Annotated in this window: 23 protein-coding genes; 12 read left to right on the top strand and 11 right to left on the bottom strand. The window is 62.4% G+C overall.

All coding sequences use genetic code 11. The features are described 5' to 3' along the window. Positions 1 to 186 precede the first annotated feature (186 nt). The 3 genes from AB8B20_RS17530 to AB8B20_RS17520 form a co-directional block, all read right to left on the bottom strand. Positions 187 to 1158: a TAXI family TRAP transporter solute-binding subunit gene (locus AB8B20_RS17530; protein WP_068729346.1), complete on the bottom strand. Its 972-nt coding sequence runs from the start codon at positions 1156 to 1158 to the stop codon at positions 187 to 189. 39 nt (positions 1159 to 1197) lie between these two features. Then, a complete protein-coding gene (locus AB8B20_RS17525) occupies positions 1198 to 2169 on the bottom strand; it encodes a TAXI family TRAP transporter solute-binding subunit (RefSeq protein WP_309942516.1) in 972 nt (323 codons plus the stop codon). Positions 2170 to 2256: 87 nt separating this feature from the next. Continuing rightward, complete coding sequence (locus tag AB8B20_RS17520; RefSeq protein ID WP_089267687.1) at positions 2257 to 4272, bottom strand: TRAP transporter permease; 2016 nt, start codon at positions 4270 to 4272, stop codon at positions 2257 to 2259. A 206-nt stretch (positions 4273 to 4478) separates the two neighbouring features. On the opposite strand from AB8B20_RS17520, the gene AB8B20_RS17515 reads away from it, so the two are divergent. The 7 genes from AB8B20_RS17515 (at position 4479) to AB8B20_RS17485 (ending at position 10841) form a co-directional block, all read left to right on the top strand. Further along, positions 4479 to 5420, top strand: a complete 942-nt coding sequence (locus AB8B20_RS17515; RefSeq protein WP_439074495.1) for a TAXI family TRAP transporter solute-binding subunit — start codon at positions 4479 to 4481, stop codon at positions 5418 to 5420. A 29-nt stretch (positions 5421 to 5449) separates the two neighbouring features. Then, positions 5450 to 6451, top strand: a complete 1002-nt coding sequence (locus AB8B20_RS17510) for a tetratricopeptide repeat protein (protein ID WP_439074496.1) — start codon at positions 5450 to 5452, stop codon at positions 6449 to 6451. A 3-nt stretch (positions 6452 to 6454) separates the two neighbouring features. Then, positions 6455 to 6988: a tetratricopeptide repeat protein gene (locus AB8B20_RS17505; RefSeq protein ID WP_439074497.1), complete on the top strand. Its 534-nt coding sequence runs from the start codon at positions 6455 to 6457 to the stop codon at positions 6986 to 6988. A 66-nt stretch (positions 6989 to 7054) separates the two neighbouring features. Then, positions 7055 to 8965: a propionyl-CoA synthetase gene (locus tag AB8B20_RS17500; RefSeq protein WP_439074498.1), complete on the top strand. Its 1911-nt coding sequence runs from the start codon at positions 7055 to 7057 to the stop codon at positions 8963 to 8965. 272 nt (positions 8966 to 9237) lie between these two features. Beyond that, positions 9238 to 9504, top strand: a complete 267-nt coding sequence (locus tag AB8B20_RS17495) for a hypothetical protein (protein WP_089267682.1) — start codon at positions 9238 to 9240, stop codon at positions 9502 to 9504. Between the two features lie 180 nt (positions 9505 to 9684). Beyond that, a complete protein-coding gene (locus AB8B20_RS17490) occupies positions 9685 to 10377 on the top strand; it encodes an OmpW/AlkL family protein (RefSeq protein ID WP_439074499.1) in 693 nt (230 codons plus the stop codon). A gap of 245 nt (positions 10378 to 10622) precedes the next feature. Further along, a complete protein-coding gene (locus AB8B20_RS17485) occupies positions 10623 to 10841 on the top strand; it encodes an alkylphosphonate utilization protein (RefSeq protein ID WP_011665834.1) in 219 nt (72 codons plus the stop codon). A gap of 11 nt (positions 10842 to 10852) precedes the next feature. Here the strand turns inward: AB8B20_RS17485 and AB8B20_RS17480 are convergent, their stop codons facing one another. Further along, entirely contained in the window at positions 10853 to 11182 is a 330-nt protein-coding gene (locus AB8B20_RS17480) for a potassium channel family protein (RefSeq protein ID WP_093757451.1), read from the bottom strand. Positions 11183 to 11348: 166 nt separating this feature from the next. On the opposite strand from AB8B20_RS17480, the gene AB8B20_RS17475 reads away from it, so the two are divergent. After that, positions 11349 to 11939: an SMI1/KNR4 family protein gene (locus AB8B20_RS17475; protein ID WP_439074500.1), complete on the top strand. Its 591-nt coding sequence runs from the start codon at positions 11349 to 11351 to the stop codon at positions 11937 to 11939. Positions 11940 to 12039: 100 nt separating this feature from the next. Here the strand turns inward: AB8B20_RS17475 and AB8B20_RS17470 are convergent, their stop codons facing one another. Further along, the gene (locus AB8B20_RS17470; RefSeq protein ID WP_093757450.1) at positions 12040 to 12735 is read right to left on the bottom strand and encodes a DUF1013 domain-containing protein; all 696 of its coding nucleotides are present in this window, start codon (positions 12733 to 12735) and stop codon (positions 12040 to 12042) included. A gap of 245 nt (positions 12736 to 12980) precedes the next feature. Between AB8B20_RS17470 and ispH the strand changes: the two genes are divergently transcribed. From ispH to AB8B20_RS17450, 4 genes are all read left to right on the top strand, one after another. Continuing rightward, on the top strand, positions 12981 to 13946 hold the full coding sequence (gene ispH, locus AB8B20_RS17465; protein WP_089267676.1) for a 4-hydroxy-3-methylbut-2-enyl diphosphate reductase: 966 nt from the start codon (positions 12981 to 12983) through the stop codon (positions 13944 to 13946). A gap of 5 nt (positions 13947 to 13951) precedes the next feature. Next, positions 13952 to 14932 carry a homoserine kinase gene (locus AB8B20_RS17460; RefSeq protein ID WP_439074501.1) on the top strand — a complete coding sequence of 327 codons (981 nt, stop codon included), beginning with the start codon at positions 13952 to 13954 and terminating at the stop codon, positions 14930 to 14932. Continuing rightward, on the top strand, positions 14929 to 15378 hold the full coding sequence (rnhA, locus tag AB8B20_RS17455) for a ribonuclease HI (RefSeq protein WP_089267674.1): 450 nt from the start codon (positions 14929 to 14931) through the stop codon (positions 15376 to 15378). Before AB8B20_RS17460 ends, rnhA begins: the two co-directional genes overlap by 4 nt. A gap of 123 nt (positions 15379 to 15501) precedes the next feature. Next, positions 15502 to 16674: an IS481 family transposase gene (locus AB8B20_RS17450; protein WP_439072339.1), complete on the top strand. Its 1173-nt coding sequence runs from the start codon at positions 15502 to 15504 to the stop codon at positions 16672 to 16674. Positions 16675 to 16839: 165 nt separating this feature from the next. On the opposite strand, the gene AB8B20_RS17445 is transcribed toward AB8B20_RS17450, so the two are convergent. The 6 genes from AB8B20_RS17445 to AB8B20_RS17420 form a co-directional block, all read right to left on the bottom strand. Beyond that, a complete protein-coding gene (locus tag AB8B20_RS17445) occupies positions 16840 to 17325 on the bottom strand; it encodes a peroxiredoxin (RefSeq protein WP_089267673.1) in 486 nt (161 codons plus the stop codon). Between the two features lie 205 nt (positions 17326 to 17530). Continuing rightward, on the bottom strand, positions 17531 to 18076 hold the full coding sequence (locus AB8B20_RS17440; protein ID WP_439074502.1) for a DUF924 family protein: 546 nt from the start codon (positions 18074 to 18076) through the stop codon (positions 17531 to 17533). A gap of 54 nt (positions 18077 to 18130) precedes the next feature. After that, the gene (locus tag AB8B20_RS17435; RefSeq protein ID WP_089267671.1) at positions 18131 to 19819 is read right to left on the bottom strand and encodes a long-chain fatty acid--CoA ligase; all 1689 of its coding nucleotides are present in this window, start codon (positions 19817 to 19819) and stop codon (positions 18131 to 18133) included. Between the two features lie 135 nt (positions 19820 to 19954). Further along, positions 19955 to 21451 (bottom strand): D-alanyl-D-alanine carboxypeptidase family protein, encoded by a 1497-nt coding sequence (locus AB8B20_RS17430; RefSeq protein WP_439074503.1) that lies wholly within the window; start codon positions 21449 to 21451, stop codon positions 19955 to 19957. A gap of 207 nt (positions 21452 to 21658) precedes the next feature. Beyond that, on the bottom strand, positions 21659 to 23455 hold the full coding sequence (locus AB8B20_RS17425; protein ID WP_120287318.1) for a glucan ABC transporter ATP-binding protein/ permease: 1797 nt from the start codon (positions 23453 to 23455) through the stop codon (positions 21659 to 21661). Positions 23456 to 23560: 105 nt separating this feature from the next. Beyond that, positions 23561 to 24634 (bottom strand): ABC transporter substrate-binding protein, encoded by a 1074-nt coding sequence (locus AB8B20_RS17420; protein ID WP_439074504.1) that lies wholly within the window; start codon positions 24632 to 24634, stop codon positions 23561 to 23563. Between the last annotated feature and the right edge of the window lie 199 nt (positions 24635 to 24833).

Here is a 24833-nt window from a genome sequence, read left to right as displayed (position 1 = left end):
ACGGCACGGCAGTGCCCGGCAGGCAACGGCGCGAAGGCACGCCGGTTCCGCGGTATTCGACGTGGCCGCTGTCGTCTCCGCCTAGGCGGGGATGACAAAGGGGAGGTCCGCGATCAACCACTTAAAAACAAAGGCCGCGAGGCTTTCGCATCGCGGCCTTAAGTCTGGTCTTGTGGCGGGCCGGCCTTACTTCCCGATGCCCTTTTCCTTGAAGTATTTCAGCGCGCCGGGATGGAACGGCACCGGGGAGCGCTCCTGCACCTGGTTGTCGAGCGAGAAGCTCTCGGCCTCCTTGTGCACGGCGACGATGTCAGCCTTCTTCTCCACCAGCGTCTTGACGATGTTGTAGGCGTCGTCGTCGCTCATCTTGTTGCCGGTGACGATGATGTTCCAGACTTCGGTATTGGCGTTGTCCTTGTCCATGCCGGGATAGATGCTCTTGCTGATAGTCGAGGGCGAATACAGCTTGCCGTATTTCTCGTTCATCTTGGCGGCGAGGTCGGCGTGGTCGACGAACTTGATCTTCATGCCGGGTGTGGCGGCGAGATCGGTGACGGCGGCGGTGGGAACGCCGCCGACCCAGAAGAACGCATCGATCTTGCGGTCCTTGATGGCGTTAACGCTTTCGGCGACGCCGAGACGCTCGCGCTTCATGTCCTTGTCCTTGTCGAGACCGGCGGCCTCGATGACGCGGAACGCCATCACTTCGGTGGCGCCGCCCGGCGAGCCCGTGGAGACGCGCTTGCCCTTGAGATCCGACATCTTCTCGATACCGGCGCCTTCGATGGTCACGATATGCATGCGGTTCGGATAGACCACGAGCAAGGTCTGCAGCGGGACCTTGCCGCTCTTGAACTTGTCCTGGCCATTCAGCGCGTCGAGCGCGGCGTCGGCCATGCTGAAGCCGAGCTCGCTCTGGCCCGAGGCGATCAGCTTGAGATTATCGACCGAGCCGCCGGTGACTTCCGCGGTGGCCTGGGTGTTCGGCAGCGCCTTCGACAGCACATTGGCGATGGCGCCGCCGAGCGGATAATACACGCCGCCGGTGCCGCCAGTGCCGATCGCCATGGTCTTCTGCTGCGCGATGGCCGCGCCTGCAAGGCCGGCCGTGGCGACCAGCGCCACGGCAATCGATGTCTTTCTGAAACGCTTGAACATGGTTGTCCTCTCCTCCAGTTTTGATTGATGTCGCGGTGACTATTTCACCGCGCCGACTTCCTTGAGATATTTCAGCGTGCCGGGGTGATAGGGCGCCGGCGACTGCGCTGGTGTCTGCGTGGCGAGATTGATGTTCTCGGCCTCCTTATGGACGGCGACGAGATCGGCCTTGTTCTCGAAGATCGTCTTCGTGATCGCATAGGCCGTCTCATCCGACATCTTGTCGGTGGCCATGATCTGGTTCCAGGCGGCGAAGCCGCGGCTGTCGGTGGTCTGGCCCGGATAACTGCCGGCCTTGATCACGCTGGGTGCGAAGATCTGGCCGTATTTCTTCACGATCGGCTCTAACAGGTAGTCGATATCGATCAGCTTGATGGTGACGCCCGGCGTCGCCGCGAGATCGACCACCGCGGCCGTCGGCACGCCGCCGCCCCAGAAGAAGGCATCGATCTTGCGATCCTTGAGCGCGGACGCGGATTCCGCGACCGACAGACGTTCGCGCTTGACGTCCTTGTCCTTGTCGAGGCCCGCGGCTTCGAGCAGGCGGAAGGTCTGCGCCTCGGTGGCGCTGCCCGGCGCACCGCCGGAAATGCGCTTGCCTTTAAGATCGGCGAATTTCTCGATGCCGGTGCCGGCGATGGTCACCACATGCACCGGGCTGGAATAGACGGCGACGATGGTGCGCAGCGGAACGGGCTTCTTGAACTTGTTCTCGCCCTTCACGGCATCGGACGCGACGTCGCCGGTCATGAAACCGAGATCGGCCTGACCAGTCTCCAGGAGCTTGATATTGTCGACGCTGCCGCCGGTGACTTCGCCGGTGGCCTGGGTATGCGGCAGTTTCTTCGACAGCAGGTTCGCGAGACCGCCGCCGAGCGGATAGAAGATGCCGCCGGTCCCACCGGTCGCAATGGCGATGGTCTTGTCTTCCGCAGAAGCGCCGGTCGCCGCGCAGGCGATGCCGAGCAGTGCAAGGCTGAACGCCCTGTGTCTGAAAGCTGTCCATCTCATCGCGTCACTCCCTGAAGTCGGCGGCGCCGCTTATCTGCGGCGTCCGCTGTCATGCGATAACTTGACGTTATTCGTTTCTGTCGTTGGTCATGCCGGCGCCGGTTGCGTCCTCGTCCTTGCCTGCCAGAGCAGCACGCCGAGGCCGATGATGAGGCCGGGCACGAATGTGTAGCTGATGTCGCGACCGATGATCGATTCGATGATCGCCTCGATCAGACTCGGGAACACCAGCAGTAATCCCGATAGCAGAAGCAGGCCGCGCTCGATCGGTGTATTTTGTCGCAGTGCCCAGTTCTGCGCGACGGCGGCGAGTGCCAGCAGTCCCAGCGTGGTCTTGAAGGTGATCTCGACGATGTCCACCCACGAGCCGCCCTTCGGAATGTTCAGCAGCAGGCCGACGCCTTGCGGATCGCAGACGAAGACGAATGGCACCAGGAAGGCCGGCAGCGTGTATTTCCACGACTGCAGCGTGGTCTTGTAGGGATCGCCGCCGGTGATCGCCGCCGCCGCGAAGGGCGACAGCGCGGTGGGCGGCGAGACTTCCGACAGCACCGCGTAATAGAAGATGAACATGTGTGCAGCGTAGTCAGGCACGCCGAGCTTGATCAGTGCGGGCGCGGCGATCACCGCGCAGATGATGTAGGACGCGGTCACCGGCACGGCGAGGCCGATGATCCAGACGATCAGCGCCGTATAGATCGCCGTCAGCAACAGGCTGCCGCCCGCATAGGAAATCACAATCGACGAGAATTTCAGGCCGAGGCCGGTGAGCGTGACGACGCCGACCACGATGCCGGCGCAGGCGCAGGTGGTGGCGGCATTGAGCGCGCCGATCGAGCCATCGGCCAGCGCCTTCACCAGCTTCTTCGGCACCAGCGCAGTGTCCTTGCGGAGGAAACTGAGCACGAAGGTGACGAGGGTGGCGTAGAACACCGACAGTGACGGCGAGTAGCCGATGATCATGAAGACGACGACGGCGAGCAGAGAAATGAAGTGGAACCCGTAACGCTTCATCATCACGCCGAGGCTGAGCTCGGGCCTGACATTGACATTGTGGGCGCCGAACCGCTTGGCATCGATCTCGACCATGATCAGCAGCGACAGGTAGTAGAGACAGGTCGGGATGGTCGCCATCCAGATCACGTCGAGATAGCTGATCTTGAGGAATTCGGCGATCAGGAACGCGGCGGCGCCGAGCACCGGCGGCGACAGGATCGCACCGAGACCACCCGCGGCCAGCAAGCCGCCGGCAGCGTTCTTCTCGAAACCGGCCTTGGCCAGCATCGGGGCGGCAACGGTGCCGATCATCACCGTGGTGGCGACGCCGGAGCCTGAAGGCCCGCCGAGCAGGAACGAGGACAGCACCACGGTGCGGCCCGCGGCGTTCGACTTGTTCCCCATCAAGGATAGCGAGAAATCGATGAAGAACTTTCCGGCGCCGGACATCGACAGGAACGCGCCATAGATCGTGAACAGGATGATCAGCGTGGCCGACACGTCGACCGCGACGCCGAAGATGCCCTCCAGCGTGATGAAGAGATGGCCGACGAGGCGCGGCAGGTCATAGCCGCGATGGGTCCATGGCGCCGGCAGATGCGGGCCGAGCATCGCATAGGCGATGAAGAAAACGGACACGACGGGCATGATCAGGCCCGTGGTACGGCGCGTCGCTTCCAGCAGCAGCACGATGAAGACGATGCCGACGATGACATCCATATGATCCGGCAGTGTGGCGCGGTCGGTGAAATCGTCGCCGCCCCACAGCGCATAGGCAATGGTGCCGATGGCGACGATGCCCGGCACGATATCCCACCAGCGCACGCGATTGCGGAAGCGCGCAGCGACGGGGAATAGCAGGAAGCTCAGGATCAGCGTGAAGGCGACGTGGACGTAACGCAGCTCCTGCGTCGGCACGATCGCGTAGGCGGCATAGAGATGAAACAGGCTCATGACGACGGCGATGCCGGTGGAGATCGTTCCGGCCCAGCCCAGCAGGCGATTTGTTGCGCCTTCATCGGCTTCGATGAAGGCTTCAGCCTTCGCCAATGCCTCGTCGGAGACGGCAACGGTGTCATCGCTCGCGTTTGATTTCTGGTCAGCCATGTTTCATCCCCCGGGATATTTCCCGCAGCCGGCTTTGCCGGCCTTATTATTCTGAGTGCGGCGCATTCATGCCGTTTTACCCGGCTGGCGCAAGGGCTTACGGGTGAAACTTTCGTCGCGGCAACGGCGTTCGCTATTGCGACGCCGTTGACCGCATGAGGGCTGCGGTTCACTTTCGCGGCCTGAATGACAGGAATAAAATGAGTATGAGGAAGCGTCTGATAGCCGCCATGACGGGTGTGGTCGTCATGTGCAGCGCAGCGGCACGCGCCGAGCCGTCGATCACGCTGCTGACCGGCAATACATCCGGGATCTATTTTCCGCTCGGCGTCTCGATCGCGATGATCTATGCGGATATTCCCGGCGCGAAAGTTCAGGTGCAGACAACCGATGGTTCGGTTGAGAACCTCTCGCGGCTACAGCAAGGCACTGGGCAGGTCGCCTTTGCGCTTGGCGATGCGCTGAAGGACGCCTGGGCCGGCAACGCCACGGCGGGCTTCGACGGCAAGCAGGACCGATTGCGGGTGATCGGCGCGCTCTATCCGAATTACATCCAGATCGTTGCCACCAAGGAGAGCGGCATCAGGACGCTGAGCGATCTCAAGGGTAGAAGCCTCTCGGTCGGCGAGCGGAGATCGGGCACCGAGTTGAACGCCCGCGCCATTCTGGGCGCTGCGGGGCTGCGCTACGAGAATCTTGGCGAGATCAGGTATGTCTCCTTTGCCGAATCCACCCAGCTGATGATCGAGAAGAAGCTCGATGCCACGCTGCAGTCTGCGGGTCTCGGTGTCACGTCGATCAAGGAACTCAGCGAAGCCACGGATATCGTCGTCGTGCCGGTGCCGCCCGCGTTGGTCAGAAAGATCGGCGTGCCGTTCAAGCCGGACCGGATTCCAGCCCGGACCTATGTCAGTCAGGACAAATCCGTGCCGACGGCATCGGTGATGAATTATCTGGTGACGAGCAATGCCGTGCCGGATGAACTCGTCTATCAGATGACGAAGCGCCTGTTCGGCGGCCTCGACGAACTCGCCATCGCGCACCGCGCTGGCCACGAGATCCGGCTGGTGAGCGCCGTGAGCAAAAGCCCGGTGCCGCTGCATCCCGGCGCGTTGCGCTACTATCGGGAGCGGGGCCTGATCAGGTAGAGTGGTCCCGCTGGCTTGCTGGGGCTTTCATGAGTCATTCGTTTCGGACGTTGGTTCTGTGCGCCGCTCTTGCGGCAGCATCGCTGCCCCATGCGGCCGTCCGGGCGCAGGGGGCGGCTGAGGCCGCTGCCACCTGCGCGAATGATGACACCTTGCCGCCCGAGCAGATGCTCGGCATCTGCGGCCTGGTGATCGGCTCGACGGCGGCACCGCCGGACCGCGTTCATGCCCTGATCGTGCGCGCCGGGCTGCAACTCAGGCTGGAACAGGTTGACCTCGCCGTTGCGGATGGTGATCTGGCAGTTCAGCTCGATCCCCTCTCGGCCGCAGCGCTCGAAGCCCGCGGCAAGGCGCTTGCGGCCGGCAAGAAATTCGATCGTGCGCTCGACGATTTCGACCGCGCGATCAGGCTGCGGCCGAACGAGGCCCAATTATTTGCGAGCCGCGCCGCGACCTTCGCATCGATGCACGAAAATCGATTGGCCGTTCGCGATTACACCGAGGCAGTCCGCCTCGATCCCAATCGGGTGCAAAGCCTCGTTGAGCGGGCCGCCGCCTATGCCAAGGTCAAACGCTTCGATCTGGTGATCGACGACCAGAGCGACATCATTCGCCTGGAACCGACCGCCGAACATTACGATGCGCGCGGTCAGTCCTATGCGCGCAACAATGCCTATGGCCGCGCGATCGCGGATTTCGACGCGGCGATCAGGCTGGAGCCGAAGGCGAGCTACTTCGTGAATCGCGGAAACTCCTTCAGTCTCAGCGGCGCGTATGACCGTGCTATCACCGACTACACGACGGCGCTGCAGCTTCAGCCGGAGCTGGCGATGGCCTACAACAATCGCGGCGTCGCCTGGCGCGACAAGGGCGACCCTGCGCGGGCGCTGGCCGATTTCGACGCAGCCGTTCAGATCGATTCAACGCTGGATATCGCTTTGCGACATCGCAAGCAGCTTGAGAAATATCGGGTGGCGGCGCGCAAGCCGGCGATCGGATTGCATCCATCCGCCGATGCGAGCACGCGATAGACAATGACTTTTCGCAATTCATATATGGGCAGCGTGCCGCGCGTTATCGGCGTCCTGCTCGTATTAAGTTGCGTGGCTCCCGACAGGGCATGGCCGGCGGTCAACGAGCCCGCAGCCACTGCGCCCGTCGATTCCGCGTTGTGCGTGGCGGCTGTTGCGTCAGGTGATGACGAGAAGATTCTCGCGGTTTGTAGCACGCTGATCGACAACGAAAAGACCGAGCGGGCCGACCGGCTGAAAGCGTTGATTGCGCGCGCCGGCGTCTACATGCGCAAGGAGGAGACCGACCGTGCCATCGCCGATTACGATGCGGCGCTGCGACTCGATCCGACGCAGGCCGTTCTGTTCAATGCGCGCGGCGAACTCTGGCGCAAGAAAGGCGATCGGCCGCGCGCAGTCCGCGATTTTGGCGCCGCGATCAAGCTCGATCCGCAACTCGACGTGGCGCGTGCCAATTACAAGGCGCTGGCGCAGGAGATCGAGCGGATTGGCGTCGAGATGTCGGTCAAGCCACAACCAAAGGCACCCTTGAAATAGCCTGTCATCCCGTGACAATGACGAGATAATGAACCCCGGCGGTAAAGCCGGGGCGGGAGAGACGCCATGACGACCAACGCATCCAGCCGCTATCACGACGTCCACGCGCAGTCGCTATCCGATCCGGAAGGCTTCTGGGGCGAGGCGGCGAAGGCGATCGACTGGATTGCACCAGCGAAGAAGGTGTTCGATCCGTCCGTGGGTCTCTACGGCCGCTGGTTTGTCGGCGGCGTGCTGAACACCTGCTACAACGCGCTGGATCGCCATGTCGCCGGTGGCCGCGCCGATCAGGTTGCGCTGATCCACGACTCGCCGCTGACGGGTGAGGTCCGGAAATTCACCTATGCAGAGATGCTGCATGAGGTGCAGGTGCTCGGCGCAATCCTGCAGGACCTTGGCGTCGGCAAGGGCGATCGCGTCATCCTCTATATGCCGATGGTACCTGAGGCTGTGGTCGCCATGCTCGCCTGCGCGCGCATCGGCGCGGTGCATTCGGTGGTGTTTGGTGGCTTCGCGGCGAAGGAACTCGCGACACGCATCGACGATGCGAGGCCGAGGCTGATCCTGTCCGCGAGCTGCGGCATCGAGCCCGGCCGCATCGTGCAATACAAGCCGCTGCTGGATGAAGCGATCACGCTCGCCAGTGCGAAGCCGGATGCCTGCATCATCCTGCAGCGGCCGCAGCATGGCTGCGACCTGGTGGCCGGCCGCGATCACGACTGGGCCGAATTGCGCAGCAAGGCGATGGCGGCGAAGAAGTCCGCGGATTGCGTGCCGGTGCTGGCGACGGATCCGCTCTATATCCTCTATACGTCCGGCACGACCGGAAAACCGAAGGGCGTGGTGCGCGACAATGGCGGTCATGCCGTCGCGCTCGCATGGTCGATGTGGAATCTCTACGGCGTGAAGCCGGGCGAAGTCTGGTGGTGCGGCTCCGACATCGGCTGGGTGGTCGGCCATAGCTACATCGTTTATGCGCCGCTGTTCCATGGTGCGACCTCAATCATGTATGAGGGCAAGCCGGTCGGCACGCCCGATGCCGGCGCGTTCTGGCGTGTCATCTCCGAACACAAGGCCGTTGCTTTCTTCACGGCGCCGACCGCCTTCCGCGCCATCCGCAAGGACGATCCGGACGGCAGTTTCATTCGCAAATATGATCTCTCGCATTTCCGCACGCTGTTCCTGGCCGGCGAGCGCGCCGATCCACCGACGGTAGACTGGGCCGAGAAGCAGCTGAAGGTGCCGGTGATCGATCACTGGTGGCAGACCGAGACCGGCTGGTGCATCGCCGGCAATCCGGTGGGCCTTGGCCAGTTGCCGGTGAAGCACGGCTCGCCGACGGTGCCGATGCCCGGCTACAAGATCGAAGTGGTCGACGAAGCCGCGAGGCCGCTGCCTGCGGGGACCATGGGTTCCATCGTGATCAAGTTGCCGATGCCGCCGGCCTGTCTGCCGACATTGTGGGAGCAGGACGAGCGCTGCAAGGAAGCCTATTTCAACGAATTTCCCGGCTACTACAAAACTTCCGATGCCGGTTATCTCGATGATGACGGCTACGTCTATGTGATGGGCCGCACCGACGACATCATCAATGTCGCCGGCCATCGCCTCTCCACCGGCGGCATGGAAGAGATTCTGGCCTCGCATCCCGACGTGGCCGAATGCGCGGTGCTGGGGATCAAGGATAATATCAAGGGCGAAGTGCCCTGCGGCTTCCTGGTGCTGAAGGCCGGCGTCGCGCGCTCCACGGCGGAGATCGAGAAGGAAGTCGTGGCTTTGGTGCGCGAGAAACTCGGGCCGGTCGCCGCCTTCAAGCTCGCCATCGCCGTGTCGCGCCTGCCGAAGACGCGTTCGGGCAAAATCCTGCGCGGTACCATCAAGAAGATCGCGGACGGTGACAGCTGGACTATGCCCGCGACCATTGAGGATCCGAAGTCACTGGACGAAATCGGCGCGGCGCTGAAGGGCAGGGTGTAGCATCGCTCCATGCGTAGGATGGGTAGAGCGGAGGCGCGTCGCGCCGCAGCGAAACCCATCGATGGGTGTGGACGGCCGATGGGTTTCGCGAAGACGCTCTACCCATCCTACGGCTTCCCCAACATCTACCTTACAAATCCCGCATTTGGCGTTAAACACTCTCACGTCATGCCCGGGCTTGACCCGGGCATCCATCTTCCTTTCAAACGGCAAAGCTGGATTGCCGGGTCAAGCCCGGCAATGACAGAGAAGATCAAGTAACGGAACCATGCATGCGACTGACCTCGACCTCTCTCATCGCGCTGACGCTGGCCGCGACGCTGCTCAGCGCCTGCGCGCGCCGCACCGACATTCCGATGTCGAGCCTCGGCGATGACGATGACGCGATCTGCCGCGCCAATGGGGTCGCTGTCGGTTCGCCGGAATATGCGGCCTGCCGCAAGGACCGCGACGTTCAGCGCAGCAATGCGATCAATCGTGCCGACCGCGCACAGCGCAATCTCGGCGAGTACATGCTGAACAATCCAAGCCGGCCGTAACACCGGCGATTGATATTCCGCAAAACTGTGTCTCCCAAAGGCAACGACCGCGCAGCGAGACGCTGTGCGGTCGTTTGCTTTTGATTGAGATCAACGTGTCAGCGCCGCCGTGAGCGTCTTTCGGATTTGATCGGGTGAGATCGTTCACCCCGAACGAATCGAAAGACAGGGCGCTTCGCGATGAAGAGAATTCTGACGACCGTGTCGTTGCTGATGGCGGCAACGGCGATGACCAGCATGGCGACAACGGCAGGGGCCGCCGATCTTCCGGCCGCGACGCCGTACACCAAGGCGCCGTTGGTCGAGGCGTGGAATCCCTGGATGATCCGCCTGCGCGTGCTTGGCGTCATTCCGGAGAATGGTGGTATGGTTCACCAAGTGCCGGGCTCCAGCCTGAAGACCTCCGATCAGGTCGTTCCCGAACTCGACATCTCGTATTTCTTCACGCCGAACCTCGCAGCCGAACTGATCCTTGGCGTCACCAAGCACCACGTCACCGGCGACGGCGCCATCGCCGGCCTCGACGTCGGCAAGGCGTGGCTGCTGCCGCCGACGCTGACCTTACAGTATCACTTCACGCAGTTCGGCGCCTTCAAGCCCTATATCGGCGCTGGCGTGAACTACACCTGGTTCTTCAGCCAGAGTGCCAGCGGCGTGGGCGTGATCAACAGCCGTCTGAAAGACACCGCGGCGCCGGTGCTGCAGTTTGGCTTCGATTACATGATCGACAAGCATTGGGGCTGGAATGTCGATGTGAAGAAGATGTGGATGCGCCCCGATTGGGAAGGCACGCTGGCCAGCGGCGCGGCGATCACCGGTCAGGTCAAGCTCGATCCGTGGCTGGTCGGCACCGGCATCACCTACAAGTTCTGATCCGGCTGAAAGAAATGCGCAGCATCGGTGCAAACCCGTGCCGCGCATTGTCGTGTTGCCGCATTGCGTAGTGACGCCGCCTTGCTTCCCCTCTCCCCTTGTGAGAGAGGGTGGATCGAATCCCGCGTATCGGGTTCGAGACGGGTGAGGGGGCTGCAGAGCTCCGTCTCACCCCTCATCCGGCACGGACTTCGTCCGCGCCACCTTCTCCCACAAGGGGAGAAGGGAAGAAAAAGGACAACATCATGGATATCAAGGTCAGGGATTCGAACGGCGCACTGCTAGCTGAAGGCGATACCGTCACGCTGATCAAGGACCTCAAGCTGAAAGGCTCGTCCACCGTGCTCAAGCGCGGCACCGTGATCAAGAACATCCATCTCACCGATAATGAAGACGAGATCGAAGGCCGCACCGACAAGGTGAAGGGTCTGGTGCTGCGCACGGAATTTCTGAAGAAGGCGTGACGGCTACGATATCACTCCCGCCCTTCCTCATGCTCTCGGAACGTCGATAGCCGCGACAGGAATGCCAGCATCAGTCCGATGCCGCAGATCGAGAACAGCATCGTGAAGATCTTGGCAATGGCCGTGGTCGGCGACAGCGTGGCGTCGCCAACGGTGGTGAGCGCCATCGCGCTGAAATAGGCGGCGTCGATCCACGGCCAGCCTTCCACGGCGTGAAAGAACACGGCGCCGCCGGTCATGGCGATGGCCAGCAGAAACAGGATCGCGCGAAATTCCGGATCGCGCAGGCCGCGGCGGAAGCCCGCCAGCAATCGCATCAGACCAAGCCAGAGAGATGCCATCGTCGCTACTCCATGCGTTGCCGTCCATGCGCGATGTCGCAGGATTCGATGGCGTTTGGAAAGTGAAGATTATGCGTCGGGCGCGGCCATGAACCTTGCCTTACCTCTGCAGCACCAAGGAAGGCACCGCTCAGGCGGGATCCCTTACGCATAAGCGGAGTACATGATGGCGAACGAGTTCAGGTTCGAAGACTATCCCGATGCGATGACATTCAAGCCGGTGATGGACAAAACCATAGCGGCTTTTGCCGCGGAGCAGGGCATCGAATTCTCGTCCGATTATACGGCGTTTCTGAAAGCGCATAACGGCTTCTATTTCGATCCCGACACAGCCAGCCCGCTGGCCGATGGCGTCGAGACATTCGATTCGGTGCGCTACCTGCGCGGTCTCGACACCGGCTTCGAATACAACGACCTGCGCGTGTTCCTCGCCGACGCCGATCTCTGGGACAAGGCCTTCCGTGCCTTCTGCTATCCGGTGGCGGAAAGTCACGGCGGCGATCCGATCGTCGAAATCTACAAGGGTAAGGCGAAGGGCAAGATCTACTTCGTCGATCACGAGGTCATCCCGGACATCAGCGAACTGGCTGATGCAGGCGTGAACCTGGAGAATGCCGACGACGTCCTCGCTTACATGATCGACAGACAGGGCTGCTTCATCGAAGTCGCCACGTCGTTCTCGAATTTCATCGGCAAGCTGGTGGCATATGACGATGACGGCAGCATCAATGTCAGCATCCGTCGCCCGCTGGCGTAAGCGGGCGGCGCATCACCTGAAACAAAAAAACGCGGCGGGATGAACCGCCGCGTTTTCAATTCTGTTATTACCGCCGCGCATCTGTGCGAAGCGCAGCCGCTTATTCGTCGTCGTCCTGCTTCTTGCCGCCGCCGATGCCCTTCAGCTTGGCGAACACGGCATCGACATTGAGGTCGCCGCTGCCGCTCTCGGCGGTCTCCAACTCGTCCTTGCGGGTGGTCTCCGACGCGGGCAGCAGGGTCGCGCCGCCGTAGGCCTGGTCGGTCGGCTTTTCCTTGGCTGCGCGCTGCACTTCGAAATCGAGTTCGATCTGCGAGCACAGGCCGAGGGTCACCGGATCCATCGGGGTCAGGGTCGAGGCATTCCAGTGGGTGCGGTCGCGGATCGAGGCGATGGTGGTCTTGGTGGTGCCGACCAGCCGCATGATCTGGCTGTCTTTCAGCTCGGCATGGTTACGCACCAGCCACAGGATCGCGCTCGGGCGCTCATGACGGCGCGACACCGGGGTGTAGCGCGGGCCCTTCTTCTTGGCGGCTGGCGGCAGGATCACCTTGCTCTCTTCGAGCTTGAGCCGATAATTCTTGTCCTTCTCGCCCTTTTCGATCTCATCGCGGGTCAGCTGCCCGTTGGAAATCGGGTCCATGCCCTTGATGCCCTGGGCGGCGTCGCCGTCGGCAATGGCGCGGATCTCGAGCGGGTGCATCTTGGTGAAATCGGCGACCTGATCGAAGGTCAGCGCCGTATTGTCGACCAGCCACACGGCCGTCGCCTTTGGCATCAGCGGGGCATTGCTCATGGCACATCTCCTTTGCGCTTCGCCCACCTCTTTCGGAGGCGAAGCCGTCTGGTCATCGGTGATGACGGGAATTAAGGCTCTATATAATCTGTCAGAGGGCAACCGCGCAATGCCCGGCAGTTCGGCCTTGACAGCGCCGCAAACCGGCCCCAAGTCCTTATTCAGACAAGCTCTTTGGCTGAATTTTGCCAATCTGACCCATCGCACCTGCCATTTTGGTGCCCAGGCCCCTGGATCGCCCCGATATGACGACCAAACCGTCCCTGAAAATCGTTCTTTGTTCGCCGCGCGGCTTCTGCGCAGGCGTGGTCCGGGCGATCGATACGGTCGAACGCGCACTCGCGATCCATGGCGCGCCGGTCTATGTCCGCCACGAGATCGTCCATAACAAGTATGTGGTGGACAGCCTCAAGACCAAGGGCGCGATCTTCGTCGAGGAACTCGCCGAAATCCCGGACAATACCTCCGCGCCGGTAGTATTTTCCGCCCACGGCGTGCCGAAATCGGTTCCCGAGGATGCCCGTCAGCGCAATTTCTTCTCGCTGGACGCAACGTGCCCGCTGGTCACCAAGGTGCACCGCGAGGCGGCGATCCACTTCAAGCGCGGCCGTGAGATCCTGCTGATCGGGCATTCGCATCACCCGGAAGTTGTCGGCACCGTCGGCCAGCTGCCGCCAGGCGCCGTCCAGCTCATCGAGACCGCTGGAGACGCCCAGACCTTCCAGCCGAAGGATCCGAACAATCTCGCTTTCGTGACCCAGACGACGTTGTCGATCGACGACACCGCCGAGATCGTCGAAGTGCTGAAGAGCCGCTTCCCCACGATCAATGGGCCGCACAAGGAAGACATCTGCTACGCCACCACCAATCGCCAGCTTGCCGTGAAGAAGGTGGCGCCGGTGGTCGATGCGCTGATCGTGGTTGGCGCGCCGAACTCGTCGAACTCGCAGCGTCTGCGCGAAGTGGCCGAGCGCGAGGGATGTCGCGTCTCGGTGTTGGCGCAGCGTGCCAGCGATCTCGACTGGAGCATGTTCGAGGGCATCACCAGCCTCGGCATCACCGCGGGCGCCTCGGCGCCGGAAGTGATCGTCGAAGAGATCATGGATGCCTTCGCGCAGCGTTATGAGCTGCATGTGGAGACGGTGTCGGCTGCTGAAGAAAATGAATTCTTCCCGCTGCCGCGTTCGCTGCGTCCCGAGGCCGCGGCGTAACCGCGATGGCGGTCTATACCGATGTTGCCGCCGATGATCTCGCGGACTTCCTGAAAAGCTACGATGTCGGCGAATTGCTCTCCTACAAGGGCATCGCCGAAGGCGTCGAGAATTCCAACTTCCTGATGCACACCTCCAAGGGCGCGTATATCCTCACGCTCTATGAGAAGCGCGTCGAAGCGGATGACCTGCCATATTTTCTGGGCCTGATGGCGCATCTCTGCGCGCGCGGCGTGAATTGCCCGCAGCCGCAGAAGAATCGTGACGGTGCGGTCTACGCGTCGCTCGCCGGCCGTCCCGCCGCGATCATCAACTTCCTCGAAGGCATGTGGCCGCGCCGTCCCAACGCGATGCATTGCGCCGGTGTCGGCGAAGCGCTGGCGAGGATGCATGTCGCCGGGCGCGATTTCCCGCTGGTGCGCAAGAACAACCTGTCGGTCGATGGCTGGCGTGGTTTGCTCGCACTCGCGGCACCGCGCGCCGATACGGTTCAGCCCGGGCTGCGCGCTTTCCTGCAGACCGAACTCGACTATCTTGCCGCGCATTGGCCAACCGATCTGCCGGAAGGCGTGATCCATGCGGATCTGTTTCCGGACAATGTGTTCTTTCTTGGCGACAAGCTCTCCGGCCTGATCGACTTCCCGTTCGCCTGCAATGACATGCTGGCCTACGACGTGGCGATCTGTCTGAACGCCTGGTGCTTCGAGCCGGACCTGTCGTTCAATGCCACCAAGGCGCGCGCTTTCCTCAATGCCTATGAGGCGGTGCGTCCGTTGACCGGTGCCGAGCGCGCGGCGTTTCCGCTGCTGGCGCGCGGCGCGTCGATCCGCTTCCTGCTGACGCGGCTGGTGGATTTCCTCAATGTGCCGGAAGGCGCCTTCGTGAAGCCGAAGGATCCGGTTGAGTATGTCCGCAAGCTGCGCTTCCACCAGTCGGTGAGGTCGATGGCCGACTACGGCGTCGAAGCGGCGAGGCAGCCCGCGTGACCACTGCGACGCCTGTGACGATCTATACGGACGGTGCCTGCTCGGGAAATCCCGGCCCCGGCGGCTGGGGCGCGATCCTTCGTTTCGGCGATGCCGAGAAGGAATTGAAGGGCGGCGAGGCCCACACCACCAATAATCGCATGGAGCTGATGGCGGCGATTTCCGCGCTGGAAGCGTTGAAAAAGCCGTGCTCCGTCGATCTGCACACCGACAGCCAGTATCTGCGCAACGGCATCATGAGCTGGATTCACGGCTGGAAGAAAAACGGCTGGAAGACGTCGGACAAGAAGCCGGTGAAGAATGTCGACCTGTGGCAGCGGCTCGATGCTGCGCTGAAGACCCATGACGTGCGCTGGCACTGGGTCAAGGGCCATGCCGGCCATGCCGAGAACGAACGCGCCGATCAGCTGTCGCGCGACGGGCTGGCGGAGAACCGGGGCAGGTAGAAGCGGGCTCTCTTTTCCCCTCCCCCCTCGTGGGTGTTCAGTCCGGACAGATCGCTGACAGGTGTTCGGAGACATAGTTGACACATTCAGATTGGCTGGAGTCCTCCTTTTCAGGAGGTTTCCATGCCATGGCGCGAGGTGTCGGCAATGGATCAACGGCGGGAGTTTGCCCTTTTGGCAATGCAGGAGGGCGTCAATCGGCGAGAACTGTGTCGGCGGTTCGGGATCAGCCCGCAGACCGGCTACAAATGGCTGGCGCGGGTCGAGGCCGGCGATGCGGAACTGGCCGATCGGTCGCGGCGACCGCTTGTCAGCCCACGACGCAGCAATATGGCAATCGAGACGCTGGTGCTTGCGGTGCGCGATGCCCATCCGGCCTGGGGCGCGCGCAAGATTGCGTACTGCCTGCAGCGTGACGGGATGACACCGCCGGCGATCTCCACCGTGCATGAGATCCTGCACCGCAACGGCCGCATTATCCTGCCGCCGGGCGGCGCAACACAGCCGCTGCAGCGCTTCGAGAAGGAGGCGCCCAACCAGCTATGGCAGATGGATTTCAAAGGGCGCATGCCGCTGGCCAACAACGCAGCATGCCATCCGCTCACCGTAATCGACGACCACTCGCGCTATGCACTTTGCATCCAGGCCTGCGCAAACGAACAGAGTGCAACCGTGCAGCAGCGGCTGATACAGACTTTCCGGCGCTATGGTCTGCCGGACGCGTTCTTCGTCGACAACGGCTCGCCTTGGGGCGACAGCGGCGGCTCGCGCTGGACTGCCCTGCGGGTCTGGTTGCTCAAGCTTGGCGTCGACACGATCTATGCAAGGCCGTTCCACCCGCAAAGCCGCGGCAAGAACGAACGCTTCCACCGTTCCCTCAAGGCCGAAGTATTCGCGGCACGCCGGTTCCGCGACTTTGCCGAACTACAGCGCGCTTTCGATACATGGCGCACCGTCTACAATCTGCAACGCCCCCACGAAGCACTCGGCATGGACGTTCCCGCTACCCGTTACAAACCCAGCACGCGGCCGATGCCCGACAAAATCGTCGAGGTCGAATATGCCAGCAATGACATCGTGCGCCGCGTCTCAGTCAATCCGCGCATCGACTTCAAGGGCCGGCGATGGCGCGTACCAAAAGCCTTTCGCGGCGAACGGCTGGCAATCCGCCCCTTGGACAGCGACGGCCACTACGGGATTTTCTTCGGCAGCCGGAAAGTCGCAGAAATCGACTTGACTGGCACAAAAAGTGTCAGTGATGTCTCCGAACAGGTGTCAACCATGTCTCCCGACTGAACAGTGGGGGAGGGTGCCTTCGCGAAGCGAAGGCGGGAGAGGGGGCTGCATCCCCGCGCTCAAACCCTCTCCCGTCTCGAACCCGCTTCGCGTGTTCGATCCACCCTCTCCCGCGGCGCGCAGCTTCGCTGCGCTGGGGGAGAGGGGAAGTAAGAGGGCTTTAGCTCACAGCTGGCCGAGCAGGGTGTCGCCGCCGGAGACTTCGACCTTGCCCGGTGCCGGCTCGAGGTTGAGCTTGGTCACCTTGCCGTCTTCCACCAGCATCGAATAGCGATGCGAGCGGATGCCGAGGCCGTTGCCGGATGCGTCGAGCTCCATACCGATCGCCTTGGTGAAGTCGGCATTGCCGTCGGCGAGGAACACAGCTTCGTCGCGCAGATCGGTGTCTTTCTTCCAGGCGTTCATCACGAACACATCGTTGACGGAGATGATCGCGATGGTGTCGACGCCCTTGTCCTTGATGGCATAGGCGTTGAGGAAGATGCTCGGCAGATGCATCTTGTGGCAGGTGCCGGTATAGGCGCCGGGGACGGCGAACAGCGCCACTTTCTTGCCCTTGAAGATGTCGTCGGTGGTCTTCACGGCCGGACCTTCGGAGGTCATGACACGGAGCTTGGACTCGGGCAGCTTGTCGCCAACTTGAATGGTCATCGTCGATCTCTCCTGAAAGTAAGGGTGAGTGTGTTTAGACCGGCTGCATGACGCGGGCAATATTGAGGGGCGCTCAAAGGCAAGGCAGGGGCTTCTCATCTTCGTCATTGCGAGCGTAGCGAAGCAATCCAGAAAGCAACAAGGGAAGACTGGATTGCCGCGTCGCTTCGCTCCTCGCAATGACGAAGAGGGTCGGAGGCCAATTCTACCCGCCGAAGCCGCCGGCATCCAGAAACGCCTGTTCCTCCGCAGTGGAGTTGCGCCCCAGCACCCGGTTACGGTGGGGGAAACGGCCGAAGCGCCGGATGATGTCGGCGTGCTCGTCGGCGAATTTCAGATTGTCGGTCTCGCCGGTGGCGCGAAACAGTGCGCAGCAACGCTCCTGATCGACGAGGTCTTCCGAATGCATCAGCGGCATATAGACGAACTGCTGCATCTGCTGGTCGACGCGCTGATCGACGCCGCGCGCGACGGCCCTGACTGTGAGGTCGCAAGCGAGGCGATCGCTGGAAAAAGCACGCGGGTCGTTGCGGAACATGTTGCGGGGAAACTGGTCGAGCACGAGGATCAAAGCGAGCGTGCCCTCGTCACTGGCCTCCCATGACGCAAGGTTGCCTGCGACGGCCTCATCCCACAGCGCGCGAAAGCGGCGGGTGATCTCGGCATCGAAATCGTCGTTCTTGGCGTACCAGCGGTCCCAGCCGGCGTCTGTCCAGAAGGCGATGATGTCGGCGGGAGTCGTGGCAGTCATGCTGAGATCCATAGGGTGGGCCATGCGAAAGCGGGCCCACCCTATAGCAGTGTGTCAGGCCGCTGAGGCCTGCTTCTTCTCGTCGCGGAGTTCGCGGCGCAGGATCTTGCCGACATTGGTCTTCGGCAAAGCGGTGCGGAATTCGATCTGTTTCGGCACCTTGTAGTTGGTGAGCTGGGTGCCGCAGAACTTGATGATGTCCTCGGCGGTGACGTTCGGGTCTTTCTTGACGACGAAGGCCTTCACCGCCTCGGTGGTCTTCGGATCTGGCACGCCGATCACGGCGCATTCCAGCACGCCGGGATGGCTGGCGATGACGTCCTCGACCTCGTTCGGATAGACGTTGAAGCCCGAGACCAGCACCATGTCCTTCTTGCGATCCACGATCTTGGTGAAGCCGTCGGGGCTCATGATGCCGATATCGCCGGTGCGGAAGAAACCGTCCGCGGTCATCACCTTGGCGGTCTCGTCCGGCCGGTTCCAGTAGCCCGACATGATCTGCGGACCCTTGGCGCAAATCTCGCCGGGCTCGCCGAGCGGCACTTCGTTGCCGTCGTCGTCGCGGATCGAGATCCAGGTCGACGGCACCGGCACGCCGATCGAGCCGTTGAACTGATCGACATCGGCCGGGTTGCAGGTCAGCGTCGGCGAGGTTTCCGACAGTCCGTAGCCTTCGGCGACGAAGCAGCCGGTCGTCTTCAGCCAGCGCTCGGCCACCGCCTTCTGCACCGCCATGCCGCCGCCGTTGGAAATCTTCAGCTTGGAGAAATCGACCTGGTCAAAACCGGGCGTATTCAGCAGGCCGTTATAGAGCGTGTTGACGGCCGGGAAGCTGTTGACCTGATACTTCATCAGTTCCTTCACGAAGCCCGGCATGTCGCGCGGGTTCGGGATCAGGAGGTTGACGCCGCCGGCGCGCACGGCCAGCAGGAAGCAGGCCGTCAGTGCGAAGATATGATAGAGCGGCAGCGCACAGACGATGAAAAGCTGGTCCACATGCGGCGGCTTGCGCAGCGCCGGCTGCAGCCAGGCATCGTTCTGCAGCACATTGGCCAGGATGTTGCGATGGCGCAGCGTCGCGCCCTTGGAAACACCGGTGGTGCCGCCGGTATATTGCAGGAAGGCGACGTCGTCGGGCCCGAGCACCGGCTTCTTCATCTTCATGCTGCGGCCGGCAGAGACTGCATCGTTGAACCAGACAGCGCCCGGCAATTCGTAAGCCGGCACCATCTTCTTTACCCGGCGGACCACGAGATTGACGATCACGCCCTTGAAGCCGAGCATGTCGCCCATGCTGCCAAGGATGACGTGTTTCACATTGGTTTTGGCAATCACCTGCTGCACCGTGGAGGCGAAGTTCTCCAGCACGATGATGGCTTCGGCACCGGAATCCTTGAGCTGATGTTCGAGCTCGCGCGGCGTGTAGAGCGGGTTGACGTTGACCACGGCATAGCCGGCGCGCAGCACCGCGGAGGTGGCGATCGGATATTGCAGCACGTTCGGCATCATCAGCGCGACACGGGCGCCCTTGGCGAGGCCCTTGCTCTGCAGATAGGCGCCGAGCGCCAGGGACATTTCGTCGAGCTCACGATAGGTGATCGACTTGTCCATGCAGATGAAGGCTTTGCGATCGCGGAATTTGGCAAAGCTCTCTTCGAGCAGATCAACCAGCGACGGATACAGGCTGACGTCGATGTCGGCTGGCACGCCTGCCGGATATTGTTTGAGCCAGATACGCTCCATGACACTTCCCCCTCGATTTGATTATTTCGTCGAAGTATTGAGCAAAGCTGCCCTTGATAGCAAGGCGCGGCGCAACATGACGCAGCCGGAAACCGGCCGCGTTAACGATGATAGTTGAGCCTTGTCGACGAAGGTCTAAGTGCGCGGAGCTGCCGCAGCCGGCTTGGCTTCGCCGGTGGTAGCTTTCGGTGCGGGTTTGGCCGCTGCCTTCGGCTTGGCCGGCGTTGTGGCCGGAGCGGCGGTGGCCGCCGTGGCAGGCTTGGCAGCCGCGGGCTTGGCGGCGGCTGGCTTAGCTGCAGCGGCCGGTTTCGGCGCGGCTGCATCCGGTTTCACCGCTGCCTGTTTTGCAGCCGGTTTGGCCGCAGGTTTGGCGGCTGGTTTCGCCTCGGCCGATGCTGCGGGTTTGGCGTCCTTGCTGTCGGCTGCCGCGTCCGGCTTCTTGGCGGCGGTCTTGGTGCCCTTCTTGCCCTTGGGCTTCGGCGTCTGCCGGGCTTCTTCCACCGCATTGGCGGCGATCAGGTCGGCACCGGTCTTCTTCGGCCCAATATAAACGATCACCGGCTCGACCGGTGCGGCGGCCGCGGCGATCATGTCGACCGGGCGCAGCGTTGGCGGCTGCAGGCCGGCGGTGAAGAACGACATGGCCTGGCTGCTGGCTTCGTTGCTGGCGACGACTTCATCATCGGCGTCGCTGGCCGGGCGCTTGCGTTTCGGTCCGCACATCTCGTCGCGCAGGTTGGGCGGCGCGGCGTCGATCGGTGCAAGGGCATCCACGGTACCGAGCGCCGGCTGCAGCCAGGTCAGGCCGCCAGTGCCGGTGTTGAAGCCGCGTTCCAGCAGCTGCGCGGCCTTGACGGCGCGCGCCTGGCCGGACGAGGCGCCGAGCACCACCGCGATCAGCCGCTTGTTGCCACGGGTGGCGGTGGCGACGAGATTGTAGCCGGAGGCGCAGATGAAACCGGTCTTCATGCCGTCGGCGCCGGGATAGCGGCCGATCAGCTTGTTGAAGTTCGGCGTGATGCGGCGGCCGAATTTGATCGCGGGAATATGGACGAAATATTCGTATTCCGGCAGGTCGCGAATGATCGCACGCGCAAGGATCGCGAGGTCGCGCGCCGAGGTCACCTGTTCGTCGGCAGGCAGGCCGTTCGGATTGACATAGTGGGTTTGCGTCATGCCGAGCTTCTGCGCCGTGGCATTCATCATCGCGGAAAATCCGTCGACGGAGCCGCCGACGCCTTCGGCGAGCACGACGGCCATGTCGTTGGCCGACTTCACCATCATCATCTTCAACGCGTTATCGATGGTGACCTGTGTGCCGGCCTTGAAGCCCATCTTCGACGGCGACTGTGCGGAGGCGATCGGCGACACGGTCACCACCGTGTCGAGGTTGATACGTCCCTGCTTCACCGCCTGCAACGTGACATAGGTCGTCATCAGCTTGGTGACGGAGGCGGGATGCCACGGATAGGTCGCGTTCTCGGCCTGCAGGACCTTGCCGGTATCGGCTTCGACGAGCAGAAGCGCTTCAGCACTGGCCGTGCGCGGCGCAGTAACGCCGAGCGCAAGTGCCGCGGCGAGAATGAACCAGTTGAGTGATAGCAGGCGGCGCGATGCGAAGTGAAACTGCACTATCCGATTCCGGTCCTTTGCGGCCCGCCTGCAGTGCTCCAGCACCGCGCGCAGCAATTCTTGGATTTGAGGTTCGGGGCTCTCATGTCGGTCTGCCGTCACGCGGTGACGGCTGCAAACCTATACCGGCCGAGAGCATCAGAACAGTGGCGAGCCGGTTAAATCGGTGATGAAAGGGGCCAAATTTCGACCGGTTGTCCAAAGACATCAAAGGGGTTCGGCGACATCGGGCAGGGCCATGCTGGCGCGTGCGTCCTCCTGAACCATGAACTGGGCGGCGGCCAGACTGGCGAAATAGCCGCCCTGCATCACGAGTTCATCGAAAGTTCCCGCTTCGATCACGCGGCCGTTCTCAAATACGAGGATGCGCGTGGCGTTGCGGATGGTGGACAGCCTGTGCGCGATCACGAAGGTGGTGCGGCCCTTCATCACTTCATCGAGAGCGACGTTGAGCTTGGCCTCGGTCACGGCATCGAGCGCGCTGGTGGCCTCGTCGAGGATCAGGATCGGCGGATCCTTCAGCAGCGCACGGGCGATCGACAGCCGTTGCCGCTCGCCGCCGGACAGCATGCGGCCACGCTCGCCGGCATTGGTGTTGAAACCGTTATCGCTGCGTTCGATGAAATCGAGCGCCTGGGCGCGGGCAGCGGCAATGCGCAACTCTTCGTCCGTCGCATCCGGCTTGCCGACGCGCAGGTTGTCGGCGATGGAGCGATTGAACAGCAGCGCCTCCTGGAACACGACGCCGATGTTCCGGCGCAGGCCCGACAGGGTGAGTGCACGGACATCCATACCGTCGATCGAGATGATGCCGGATTGCGGGTCGAAGGCCCGGTGCAGCAGTGCGATAGCGGTGGATTTGCCGGCGCCGGTGGCGCCGACCAGCGCGATGGTCTCGCCGGGCAGCGCCGTGAAGGACAGATCCGCGATGGCCGGCCGCTTGCCGTCATAGGAGAACGACACGTCGTTGAATTCGACCATGCCTTGCAGCCGGCCGGGATCCATGGCGTCGATACGGTCGCGCACCGCGGGCACGGCATCGAGGACGTTCATGAAATCGCGCAGCCGCGGCGCTTCCATGAAGATGGTGTTGATGAAGGAGACCACCTGTTCGAGCTTCTGGATCAGCATCGTCGCAAAGGAGACGAACATCACGATCTCGCCCACGGTGGTGAGACCCTGCTGATGCAGCGCGATGCCGACGGTGAAGATCGCGAGCACCGTGATGGTGGTGGAGGCGCGCGTCATCACCGAGACCAGTGCCCACCACGACAGCACCGGCATCTGCTTTTCAAGCAACTGGCTGGAGACGCCGCGCAGGCCCTGCACCTCGGCATCGATGCGCGTGAAGCTCTGCACCAGTGCGACGTTACCCAGGGCATCGGAAGCACGCGCGGAAAGGTCGCCGTAATGCTCCTCGACGTCGCTCTGCATGCCCGACGTCTTGCGTACGACCATTGTGGTCAGCACCGTGAACACGACGCACAGGATCACGAGCAGGATCGCCAGCCGCCAGTTGAGATAGATCGACAGGGGCAGCAGCACGAACAACGAGACGATGGAGGCGAAATGTTCGCGGAAGAAGCCGAGCCAGACGCGCCACAGGGCATCGGTGCCGGCCAGCATCACTTTCATCAGGCGGCCTGAATGCGTGCCGGTGTGGAAGGTCAGCGGCAATTGCATGATGTGTTCGAAGTAATCGGTTAGCACCGCCTGGCGCTGGCGATGCGCGAGGCGATCCGCATGAAGCGCCACCACCGCGCCGCAGACGATGGTGAACAGGCCGAACGCAACCCAGGCCGCCAATAGCGGCCAGGGCGATGCGCTGTCCGTCTGCATTGCGGCCGTCGAGAGATTGCCGGATAGCACGTCGATGATCCGGCCGAACAGCACCGGTTCGGCGAATTGCGCGCCGGCGAGCAGCAGGTTGGCGCCCGCAAGGATCCAGCCAAGGCGCCTTTCCTTGCCGAGCAGCTCCAGCACACGGGTGTAAAGACGGATCATGGGAGGTCACTCAGCGCAGCGCGAACGGGATAACCGATTGCGCATAGTCTAGGCGGGGATGGCAGCCGAATACAGCTTCGGGAAAAGTTGTTCAGTTGAACTTCTTCAGTTCATCTTGCGGCCGACCGAGCCCGGCAGGAAGCTGTCATCGAAAATGTCCGCGGCTGAGGGGCGCCTCTTGAAGGTAAAATCTTCGGCGATCTCGTTCAGTGACGCCTCAAAGCGCGCGGCGTCGATGCCACCCAGCCCGTCGCGGCGGACGTCGTCAGTCAGGATATTGTCGGTAATGGCAATGTGGAGCCGCGTCAGTTCGAGCTCGCGCGAACCATTCTCCATCTGGGTCACGACGTCGGTGATCGCCTTGGCCGGGTCCTGGATCGCCAACTGCGTCCCGGCGGTGACGGCGCGAATGAATGCTTTCACGGCCTCGGGTCTGGCGGCAGCGAATTTCGGATTAACGATCAGCGCGAGGCCATAGGCGGCAGACCCGAACTCGGCGAAACGAAACACCGCCAAGTCATCCGCGGGGACGCCGCGGTCGCGCAGGTTGACCGCCGAGAGATAGGAGAAGCCGGTGACCGCATCGACCTGACCGGCCGAGAGCATCGGTTCGCGCACCGCGGCGCTGATCCTCTCCAGCTTCACGGTTGCAAGCTTGATGTTGTTTCGCTTGGCCAGTGCCGGCCATAGCCGGATCGCGAGATCGCGATCAGCGACCCCAAGCACTTTTCCTTCAAGGCTACCGAGCGAGATCACGCCGCGGCTCTTGCGGGCGACGATGGCGTAGGGGGCTACATTGAGCAGCACGAAGACGGCTTTCACTGTCGCGGCATCGGAATCGCCGCGATAGCGGATCAACGCATTGAGATCGGCCAGCGCCATGTCGCAGGCGCCGGAAGCGATCCGCGCGATGGCCTCCTTCGATCCTGCGGCGACGGTGGTGGTTACATTCAAGTTCTCGGCCCGGTACAGGCCGCGGGCATCGGCCAGCACGAAAGGTGCGGCAATCGCATCGACTGCGCGATCGAGCGCAAACTGGATATTGGTTGGTGTTTTGTCGTCAGCTGCCTTGTTGTCGTCGGCGGCCTGTCCCGATGACGCGCAAAAAGCGACGGAGCCCAGCGCACTCAGCGAGAGGAGGACATGCCGCCGGGAAATGTTGGTCGCGTTTCTGGGCATCAAGATACTTAACGACTGACGGACCGGCAGTTACCCCGCCGGGCATGTCTGATTGATGGCGCCATGGTGCGACATCTTGCGCGTCGTTTCTAACCGTAAAAGGCTGAACGGGAGATGACTGCCCCGATTTGGACACCGATCGTTCAGCTGCCGTTGGGGTTGGGGAACTCATAGTGGCCGAAGTGGTTGGCTATACAGA

This window comes from Tardiphaga sp. 866_E4_N1_4, assembly GCF_052076075.1.
Lineage (GTDB): Bacteria > Pseudomonadota > Alphaproteobacteria > Rhizobiales > Xanthobacteraceae > Tardiphaga > Tardiphaga robiniae.
Note: the sequence above shows the minus strand (reverse complement) of the source record. Positions and strands in the feature narration are given on the sequence as shown.

Excerpts from the sequence above, each read along its gene's own strand:
- AB8B20_RS17530 (WP_068729346.1), bottom strand. The coding sequence starts at position 1,158 with ATGTTCAAGCGTTTCAGAAAGACATCGATTGCCGTGGCGCTGGTCGCC.
- AB8B20_RS17525 (WP_309942516.1), bottom strand. The coding sequence starts at position 2,169 with ATGAGATGGACAGCTTTCAGACACAGGGCGTTCAGCCTTGCACTGCTC.
- AB8B20_RS17520 (WP_089267687.1), bottom strand. The coding sequence starts at position 4,272 with ATGGCTGACCAGAAATCAAACGCGAGCGATGACACCGTTGCCGTCTCC.
- AB8B20_RS17515 (WP_439074495.1), top strand. The coding sequence starts at position 4,479 with ATGAGGAAGCGTCTGATAGCCGCCATGACGGGTGTGGTCGTCATGTGC.
- AB8B20_RS17510 (WP_439074496.1), top strand. The coding sequence starts at position 5,450 with ATGAGTCATTCGTTTCGGACGTTGGTTCTGTGCGCCGCTCTTGCGGCA.
- AB8B20_RS17505 (WP_439074497.1), top strand. The coding sequence starts at position 6,455 with ATGACTTTTCGCAATTCATATATGGGCAGCGTGCCGCGCGTTATCGGC.
- AB8B20_RS17500 (WP_439074498.1), top strand. The coding sequence starts at position 7,055 with ATGACGACCAACGCATCCAGCCGCTATCACGACGTCCACGCGCAGTCG.
- AB8B20_RS17495 (WP_089267682.1), top strand. The coding sequence starts at position 9,238 with ATGCGACTGACCTCGACCTCTCTCATCGCGCTGACGCTGGCCGCGACG.
- AB8B20_RS17490 (WP_439074499.1), top strand. The coding sequence starts at position 9,685 with ATGAAGAGAATTCTGACGACCGTGTCGTTGCTGATGGCGGCAACGGCG.
- AB8B20_RS17485 (WP_011665834.1), top strand. The coding sequence starts at position 10,623 with ATGGATATCAAGGTCAGGGATTCGAACGGCGCACTGCTAGCTGAAGGC.
- AB8B20_RS17480 (WP_093757451.1), bottom strand. The coding sequence starts at position 11,182 with ATGGCATCTCTCTGGCTTGGTCTGATGCGATTGCTGGCGGGCTTCCGC.
- AB8B20_RS17475 (WP_439074500.1), top strand. The coding sequence starts at position 11,349 with ATGGCGAACGAGTTCAGGTTCGAAGACTATCCCGATGCGATGACATTC.
- AB8B20_RS17470 (WP_093757450.1), bottom strand. The coding sequence starts at position 12,735 with ATGAGCAATGCCCCGCTGATGCCAAAGGCGACGGCCGTGTGGCTGGTC.
- ispH (WP_089267676.1), top strand. The coding sequence starts at position 12,981 with ATGACGACCAAACCGTCCCTGAAAATCGTTCTTTGTTCGCCGCGCGGC.
- AB8B20_RS17460 (WP_439074501.1), top strand. The coding sequence starts at position 13,952 with ATGGCGGTCTATACCGATGTTGCCGCCGATGATCTCGCGGACTTCCTG.
- AB8B20_RS17450 (WP_439072339.1), top strand. The coding sequence starts at position 15,502 with ATGCCATGGCGCGAGGTGTCGGCAATGGATCAACGGCGGGAGTTTGCC.
- AB8B20_RS17445 (WP_089267673.1), bottom strand. The coding sequence starts at position 17,325 with ATGACCATTCAAGTTGGCGACAAGCTGCCCGAGTCCAAGCTCCGTGTC.
- AB8B20_RS17440 (WP_439074502.1), bottom strand. The coding sequence starts at position 18,076 with ATGACTGCCACGACTCCCGCCGACATCATCGCCTTCTGGACAGACGCC.
- AB8B20_RS17435 (WP_089267671.1), bottom strand. The coding sequence starts at position 19,819 with ATGGAGCGTATCTGGCTCAAACAATATCCGGCAGGCGTGCCAGCCGAC.
- AB8B20_RS17425 (WP_120287318.1), bottom strand. The coding sequence starts at position 23,455 with ATGATCCGTCTTTACACCCGTGTGCTGGAGCTGCTCGGCAAGGAAAGG.
- AB8B20_RS17420 (WP_439074504.1), bottom strand. The coding sequence starts at position 24,634 with ATGCCCAGAAACGCGACCAACATTTCCCGGCGGCATGTCCTCCTCTCG.